Below are 6,925 nucleotides of genomic sequence, written 5' to 3'. Positions count from 1 at the left end.
CGAAAAGTTCGCCGCCCTCGCGGCCAAGCACGGCATCTCCCAGGAGTCCGAAGCCTACGCGCTCGCGCATGAAGGCCTGAGCACGCTGGGCATGATCGTCGACCAGGCGGCCGCGATCCGCCCCGGCAGCCCGCGTCGCAGCGCCCGCCGTCTCCTACACCGAGGCGCAGGTCAAGGAGGCCGAAGCTTTCGGCCGCGTCGACGATAACGGCACCGTGTTCGTCAAGGACGGCGATGGCGAGCGTGAGGTCGGCCAGTTCCCCGATGTCTCCAAGGAGGAGGCTCTGGCCCTGTACGCGCGTCGTTTCCTTGATCTCAAGGCCAAGCTCGATGCCCTGTCGGCTCGTTTGAAGAGCGCGAACGTCAAGCCGCGTGAGATCGACGAGACGATGAAGATGCTCGCCGAGGAGACCGAATCGCCCGCCGTGGTCGGCGATCTGGCCGCGCTGAAGGCCCAGTACGAGGAGCTGAAGACCGCCGCCGAAGCGAAGAAGGCCGAACTGGCCGAGGCCCGTAAGGCCGCTGTCGCCGCAGCCGTCGCCGGCCGTACCGCCATCGTGGAGAAGGCCGAGGCTCTGGCCGCCGGCTTGGGCGACAACACCAACTGGCGTTCCACCGCCGACAAGTTCCGTGCCCTGTTCGACGAGTGGCAGGCCCACCAGCGCAACAACGTGCGCATCGACAAGAAGGATGCCGACGAGCTGTGGAAGCGTTTCTCCGCTGCCCGCACCACCTTCAACCAGTCCCGCCGCAAGTGGGCGCAGGCTCGCGACAATGAGCGCAACCAGGCCAAGGCCGCCAAGGAGGCGATCATCGCCGAGGCCAATGAGATCAAGGATTCCACCGCTTGGGCCGAAACCTCCCGCCAGTTCAACGAGCTGATGGATCGTTGGAAGAAGGCCGGTCGCGCGGGCCGTAACGAGGACGACGCCCTGTGGGCACGTTTCCGCGAGGCCGCCGACACCTTCTTCAACGCCCGTCAGGCCGATCGCGAGCAGATCTCCGCCGATGAGAAGGAGAATCTCGCCAAGAAGGAGGCGCTGCTGAAGAAGGCCGAGGCTCTGGTGCCGGTCGCCGACGAGAAGGCCGCCAAGCAGGCCCGTCAGGCTCTGGCCGAGATCCAGGACGAGTGGGATCAGATCGGTTACGTGCCGCGTGAGGATATGCGCCGCATCGAGGGCCGTCTGGACGAGGTGGACAAGCAGATCAAGTCCGTCGAGGAGGCCGCTTGGAAGCAGTCCGATCCGGAGGCCGACGCCCGTAAGTCCAGCTTCGAGGAGCAGCTCAACGCGCAGCTCGCCGAGCTTGACGCGAAAATCGCCGCCGAGACCGACCCGGCCAAGAAGGCCAAGCTTGAGGCCGAGAAGGCCACCAAGGAGCAGTGGCTGAACGCCGTGAAGTGATTCGGCTTCGGCTTTCACCAGCCTGAATCATAGCGATACGCCGGAGGGCGGCATCCGTATGGGTGCCGCCCTCCGGCGTATTTATGCACGCACATGCATGTGAGTCGTTCACAATCAGCGCTACTCCCCCGCTCCTTCGCCCAATGGGATGCGGGAGGTGAAACGGCGGTGTTCGCCGGTGATCGGGTCGTCGAAAGAGAGTTCGCGCGCCACGAGTTCCAGCGGCGTGGAGAAATCGTCGTATGGGCGGTCGACGACGCGCGGGTAGAGATCATCGCCGACGATGGGCAGTCCCAGCGAGTTCATGTGCACGCGCAGCTGGTGCGTTTTGCCGGTTTTCGGGTGCAGCACGTATCGTGCCGTATCCATACGTTCCCGCATGGCGTTCACGGTTCCGCCGCTTTCCATCCCTTGCGACGCACGGCGTGGCATGCCGCCCACGCGCTCGATCACCGTGTGCGCGTTCACCGCACCGGGCTCCTCATAGGCTTGGAGGATTCCGCGCTGTTTGGCGATGCGCGAGCGGCGTTCGAGTGGGAACGGCCGAGGCGCCTCCAGTTCGCGTATGGTGCCGTATTTCGGCCGTGTGATGGGCTTGAGCGGCGCCAGGCATTCGTAGGTCTTCACGGCTTGGCGGTTCTGGAACAGCATCTGGTAGGCGCCACGGCTGGCCGGGTCGCGCACGAACACCACGATGCCGGCGGTGGCCCGGTCCAACCGGTGCGCGGGGACGATGCCGGGATCGTCGTACCGTTCACGCAAGCGTATCAGCGCGGTTTCGCGGTACCACATGCCGCGCGGCGTGGTCGCCAGGAAATGCGGCTTGTCCACCACGATGATCCGCTCATCCTCATACACGATCCCGAGTTCGAACGGGATCCGTGGCTCCTCGATCACCCACCGATGCCCCACTGCAACCACCTCAACATATCGTTCCCGGCATGAGAACCCACCGCACGCCGGTCAAACGTAAGGCCCGACCATGCGGGCCGGGCCTTACGACATCATCATTCGACGGTGACGGACTTGGCGAGATTACGCGGCTTGTCCACGTCGTACTTCTTCAGCTTGGCCATGTCCATGGCGAACAGCTGCAGCGGAACCACGTCCACCAGCGGGCTCATCAGCGTCGGGCATGCGGGACGCCAGAACACCACGTCGGCGTAGCGCTCCACATCAGGATCGTTCTCCTCGGCCACGGCGATGATGTACGCGCCGCGGGCCTTGACCTCTTCGATGCCGGAGATGACCTTGGCGTGCAGCACGTTGCGACCGCGTGCCGGCGGCACGATGAACACGACGGGCTCGCCTTCGTCGACCAGCGCGATCGGCCCATGCTTGAGCTCGCCTGCGGCGAAGCCTTCGGTGAAGGTGTAGGCGATTTCCTTGAGCTTGAGCGCGCCTTCCATGGCGACCGGGTAGCCGACGTGACGGCCGAGGAACAGGAACGACTTGGCGTCGACCATCTGTTCTGCGGCGGCGTGGATGGTGTCGACCTGCGTGTCGAGGACCCATTGGATCTTGCGCGGCATGTCCTTGAGCGAATCAAGCGTCTGCTGGATCTCGTCGCGGTACATCGCGCCCTTCACCTGCGCGAGGTACAGGCCAAGCACGTAGGCGGCGGTGATCTGCGCCACGAACGCCTTGGTGGAGGCGACGGCGACCTCCGGGCCGGCATGCGTGTAGAGCACGGCGTCGGATTCGCGCGGGATGGTGGCTCCCTGCGTGTTGCAGATGGCCAGCACCTTGGAACCCTGTTCGCGGGCGTGGCGCAACGCCATCAGCGTATCCATGGTTTCGCCCGACTGGGAGATGGCGACGACCAGCGTGCGCGGGGTCAGGATCGGGTCACGGTAGCGGAATTCGTGGGCGAGTTCCACTTCGACCGGGATGCGCACCCAGTGTTCGATGGCGTATTTGGCGACCATACCGGCGTAGGCGGCGGTGCCGCAGGCGATGACGATGATCTTGTCGATGCCCTTGAAGTCGTGTTCGTCGATGCGCACCTCGTCGAGGTTCAGGTCGCCGTGCTCGTCGAGACGGCCGAGCAGCGTGCGCTGCACCGCGGCGGGATCCTCGTGGATCTCCTTGTCCATGAAGGAATCCCAGCCGCCCTTCTCGGCGGCGGAGGCATCCCAATCCACGGTGTAGACCTTGGGGTCGGGCACGATATTGCCCATGAAGTCGGAGACGATCACCTTGTCGGCGCTCACGCACACGGCCTGATCCTGATCGACTTCCATGGCGCGCTTGGTGTAGGCGACGAACGCGGCCACGTCGGAGCCGAGGAAGTTCTCGCCGTCGCCAAGACCCACGACCAGCGGGGAATCGTGACGTGCGCCGACGACGATATCGGGCTGTCGACAGTCGGTGGCGAGGATGGTGAACGCGCCTTCGAGCATACGGGCGAGCCTGCGGACCGCCTTGAACAGGTCGGGTGCGCCCTCCTCCTCGATGATCTTGTCGGTGATCTTGCCCAGCAGTTTGGCCGCGACCTCGGTGTCCGTCTCGGAGGCGAAACGGTAGCCTTCGGTCTGCAGGTCGAGGCGCAGCTGGGAGGCGTTCTCGATGATGCCGTTGTGGATGATGGCGACCTTGCCGTCACGCGAAGTGTGCGGATGCGCGTTGATGTCGTTCGGCACGCCGTTGGTGGCCCAACGGGTGTGGCCGATGCCCACGGTGGCCATCGGCATCGGGTTGCGTTCGACGTCTTCGATGAGGTTCGACAGACGCCCGGCCTTCTTGCGCACCTCGACATGGTCCATGCCGGGCGCGCTCAACGCCACGCCGGCCGAATCGTAGCCACGGTACTCAAGACGCTGCAGGCCTTGGAGACACACCTCCAGCGGCTTGCCGCACGCGGTTTCGATCCGTCCTGCGTATCCGACGATTCCACACATATTTCACCAGCCCTAACCTATCGTGCGCCGTAACGGTCGGCGCGGATATCGTTTCCATCGCACGGGCGGGCGCGTTCGCGCCGCCACGAGCCGCGGTTCCAAGCCGCGATGCGGTAATTCCTCAACAAGTGTGTCAGACGGGCGCCAAGGACGCACCGGGCACTCTCAGGCATTTACCGCATGTCTACATAATTCGGCGTTCAGCGCACCCGCTTGTTGGCGTAGCGCATGGCACGCAGCGCCTCGCGCTTGTCCTGTTCCTCGCGCAGCGCCTGACGCTTGTCGTATTCGCGCTTGCCTCGGGCCAACGCGATCTCGGCCTTCACGCGCCCGTCCTTGAAATACAGGCTCAGGGGGATGATCGTGTACCCCTTGGCTTCGCTCTGCCTCGACAGCTTGATGATCTCACGCTCGTGCAGCAGCAGCTTGCGCTTGCGCTTGGGCGCGTGATTGTTCCAGGTCCCGTTGAGGTATTCGGGGATGTTCGCGTTCTCCAGCCACATCTCGCCGCGCCTGTCGATGGAGACGAAGGCTTCGGCGAGGGACGCGCGCCCTTCGCGCAGGGACTTGACCTCCGTGCCCGTCAGGACCAGACCGGCCTCGTACTTGTCTTCGATGGCATAGTCGTGACGCGCCTTCTTGTTCTGCGCGATCGGCTTCATACCTTGTTCCTTGGCCATGGTCTCCTCCTTTCCTGATTGTTTCCGCAACCCCACAATAACAGCAACGCCGCCTGAAACGGTTCAGGCGGCGTATGCAGACTTGTTTCCGGGTCTTGCCGATCGTTTGCCGAGCGTTTGCCGATCAGTAGTGCACGTACTGGTAGTTGCCGGCGTTCGTGACGGTCTCCCATGCCGGGAAGGACGCGAAGCCGGTTCCGCCTTCGGAGATGAGCACGGAACCGTCGGCGTTCACGCGTTCCACGATCGCCACGTGGCCGTACTGCCAGTCGGCGGCACGGTAGCCGAATGTGGAGCCGCCGTAGGTCTGACCGGCACCGATCACCATGGCCGCGCCCACGTGGGGCGTGTTGTTGACGTAGTAGCCGAGGCCGCGCGCGGTGGCCGCCCACTGCGCGCCATTGCCCATGTAGGAGCCGACCGGCAGGCTCAGCTGGGATCGACGCATGTACGCCCACAGGGTGCACTGGCGGGCCGGGTAGGCGGCGCCGCCGACCGAATTGCCTGTGTTGTGCCCGTAGCAGTAGCTGGAGCCTTCGGGGCAGCTGCCCGGCACCGCGTAGTTCATGCCGCTGGCGGAACCGCCACCGGTGTTGCCGCCCGAATTACCACCGGAATTGCCGCCGGAATTGCCGCCCGAGTTGCCGCCGGAATTGCTGGCGCTGCCGCCGGAATTGCCACCCGAATTACCACCGGACGACGTCTGCTGGCCGACATTCGAAGGCGTGTAGCTGTTGGCCCTGCGTGCGGCCTCCTCGGCTGCGGCCTTCGCCGCCATGGCGGCCAGTTCGGCCTGCATGGAGACGATTTCCGCGGCTTCCTTGGCGCTTTGCGTGGTCAGGCTGCTCTTCTTGGATTCAAGCTCCTGGCGCACCGACGTGTCTTTGGCCTGCAACGCTTCGAGGTCGCTCTGCTTGCTGGCGGCCTGCTCCGAAGCCTTCTGCGCGGCCGCGGCCTGCTCGTCGGCCTGTTCCTTGAGCTTGGTGATCTGCTTTTCGATGGCGTCGAGACGCTGCTGACGGTTCATCGACGTGTTAAGCGTGGTGGCCGCCGCATCAGCGGTGTTGGAGGCGGATCGCGCCGCCGCCGCGTCGGACTGCATCTGCTGGACGAACTCGTCGGTGGACTTGGCGTCGGTGACCACGTCCATCATCTTCGAAGCGTCGGAACCATGGAAACTGTTACGCGCGATCTCGGCGACGGAATCCTTGGCGTCGTCGTATTCGATGCCGGTCTCCTCGATCTTCTGCTCCAACGTGGCCTTGTCCTGCTTGGCCGCTTCGAGACGCTGGTTCGTCGCGTCGGCGAGGCTCTGCGCCTGGTACGAGGCCTGCAACGCCTCCTGCGCGGCCTGCTGGGCCGCGGGGATCTGGTTGTTGGCCAGATCGTTCAGTTCCTCGATGGTGCTGGCCAGATCGGAATCGACGCCGGCGAGCTGGGCCTTGAGGCTTTCATGATTGGCCTGCTTCTGCTGCAGTTCCGCATAGGATGCCGCTTGTGCGGTCGGCACGTTCGTGGTGGTGACCGCCAATCCGGCGACCATGACCATCGCGCACGAGATGGCCACGCCGATGACGGTCTTCGCGGACTTTGTTCGCTTGTTCACTACTGTGGGACCTCCTACTTCCTTCGGCACATTGTAGCGGCAGTTCCTGAGGCGTCAATCAGGCTTGGACGCTCAGGCCTTGAGATAACGGTGCAGCGACACCACGGACGCGATGACGGACAGCAGCATCGCGCCGAGCACCAGCGCCGGGGAAATAAGCCACACGGTTCCCTGGGTGACGAACGGGATCCAGCTCACCGACTGTGCGATGCCGTCGGTGACGAACAGCTGCACGATCGCCGCCAACGCGCCGCTGGCCAGCAGGGAACCGATCAGCGAGGCGAACAGGCCTTCGAGGATGAACGGCAGCTGGATCGTCCAGTTCGACGCACCGAC

Annotated in this window: 5 protein-coding genes and 2 pseudogenes; 2 read left to right on the top strand and 5 right to left on the bottom strand. The window is 64.5% G+C overall.

What is annotated here, in order from left to right; genetic code table 11:
* Both KIH75_RS10400 and KIH75_RS09690 read left to right on the top strand, forming a co-directional pair.
* Window positions 1-130 (top strand): annotated as a pseudogene (locus tag KIH75_RS10400) (ATP phosphoribosyltransferase regulatory subunit); the annotation flags it as partial.
* Window positions 120-1,403: pseudogene (locus tag KIH75_RS09690) on the top strand (DUF349 domain-containing protein); the annotation flags it as partial. The pseudogenes KIH75_RS10400 and KIH75_RS09690, both read left to right, overlap by 11 nt.
* A gap of 120 nt (window positions 1,404-1,523) precedes the next feature.
* Here the strand turns inward: KIH75_RS09690 and KIH75_RS09685 are convergent.
* The 5 genes from KIH75_RS09685 to KIH75_RS09665 form a co-directional block, all read right to left on the bottom strand.
* Window positions 1,524-2,300, bottom strand: coding sequence for a pseudouridine synthase (locus KIH75_RS09685; RefSeq protein WP_219056499.1), 777 nt, complete (start codon window positions 2,298-2,300; stop codon window positions 1,524-1,526).
* 110 nt (window positions 2,301-2,410) lie between these two features.
* Entirely contained in the window at window positions 2,411-4,303 is a 1,893-nt protein-coding gene (glmS, locus tag KIH75_RS09680; protein WP_219056497.1) for a glutamine--fructose-6-phosphate transaminase (isomerizing), read from the bottom strand.
* 200 nt (window positions 4,304-4,503) lie between these two features.
* Entirely contained in the window at window positions 4,504-4,983 is a 480-nt protein-coding gene (gene smpB, locus KIH75_RS09675; RefSeq protein ID WP_219056496.1) for an SsrA-binding protein SmpB, read from the bottom strand.
* 124 nt (window positions 4,984-5,107) lie between these two features.
* A complete protein-coding gene (locus KIH75_RS09670) occupies window positions 5,108-6,589 on the bottom strand; it encodes a CHAP domain-containing protein (protein WP_338024337.1) in 1,482 nt (493 codons plus the stop codon).
* 72 nt (window positions 6,590-6,661) lie between these two features.
* Window positions 6,662-6,925, bottom strand: a 264-nt coding sequence (locus KIH75_RS09665; RefSeq protein ID WP_338024336.1) for an FtsX-like permease family protein, incomplete at its 5' end; no start/stop codon positions are given.

The organism is Bifidobacterium pongonis, from assembly GCF_019331805.1.
GTDB lineage: Bacteria > Actinomycetota > Actinomycetes > Actinomycetales > Bifidobacteriaceae > Bifidobacterium > Bifidobacterium pongonis.
Note: the sequence above shows the minus strand (reverse complement) of the source record. Positions and strands in the feature narration are given on the sequence as shown.

Bases quoted from the DNA above. Each gene is read 5' to 3' on its own strand.
- glmS (WP_219056497.1), bottom strand. From the start codon at position 4,303: ATGTGTGGAATCGTCGGATACGCAGGACGGATCGAAACCGCGTGCGGC.
- smpB (WP_219056496.1), bottom strand. From the start codon at position 4,983: ATGGCCAAGGAACAAGGTATGAAGCCGATCGCGCAGAACAAGAAGGCG.